Source organism: Aeromonas sp. EERV15 (assembly GCF_900079845.1).
GTDB classification, from domain to species: domain Bacteria; phylum Pseudomonadota; class Gammaproteobacteria; order Enterobacterales; family Aeromonadaceae; genus Aeromonas; species Aeromonas sobria.
Genome location: NZ_FKKY02000067.1, coordinates 1 through 551, shown reverse-complemented (window position 1 = coordinate 551; position 551 = coordinate 1). Strand labels below are relative to the sequence as shown.

At 51.0% G+C, this 551-nt stretch carries 1 tRNA gene and 2 rRNA genes; all 3 read left to right on the top strand.

Annotation, left to right across the window (positions count from 1 at the left end):
- A 23S ribosomal RNA gene (locus tag BN4575_RS20430) occupies positions 1-96 on the top strand; the annotation flags it as partial.
- A 124-nt stretch (positions 97-220) separates the two neighbouring features.
- Positions 221-335 (top strand): 5S ribosomal RNA (gene rrf / locus BN4575_RS20425).
- A gap of 98 nt (positions 336-433) precedes the next feature.
- A tRNA-Asp gene (locus tag BN4575_RS20420) sits at positions 434-510 on the top strand.
- Positions 511-551: the final 41 nt, after the last annotated feature.

The window sequence follows — 551 nt, the reverse complement described above, 5'->3', positions numbered from 1 at the left end:
AAGGGCCGTTGGAGACCACAACGTTGATAGGTGGGGTGTGTAAGCGCGGCGACGTGTTGAGCTAACCCATACTAATTACCCGTGAGGCTTAACCATACAACACCCAAGAAGTGTTCTGAGACTTGTAGCAGATACCAAGCGAACTACTAACTAATTCAGTGATAACGACAAGCCATGAGCAACATCGTTATTCACGTCAGCTTTCTAGATTAAGAATTTGCCTGGCGGCCATAGCGCCGTGGAACCACCTGATCCCATACCGAACTCAGAAGTGAAACGCGGTAGCGCCGATGGTAGTGTGGCATTCGCCATGCGAGAGTAGGACACTGCCAGGCACCCAATTAAACAGTGATGTGAAGAATCACGTCATTGGCCGAGAGGATGACACCTCTGATAAACGGCAAAAGATTTAGCGAAAAGCTAGCCAAATAGCGGAGCGGTAGTTCAGTTGGTTAGAATACCGGCCTGTCACGCCGGGGGTCGCGGGTTCGAGTCCCGTCCGCTCCGCCACTAATTTTAAAGGCCTTCCCGATTGGGAAGGCCTTTTTGCT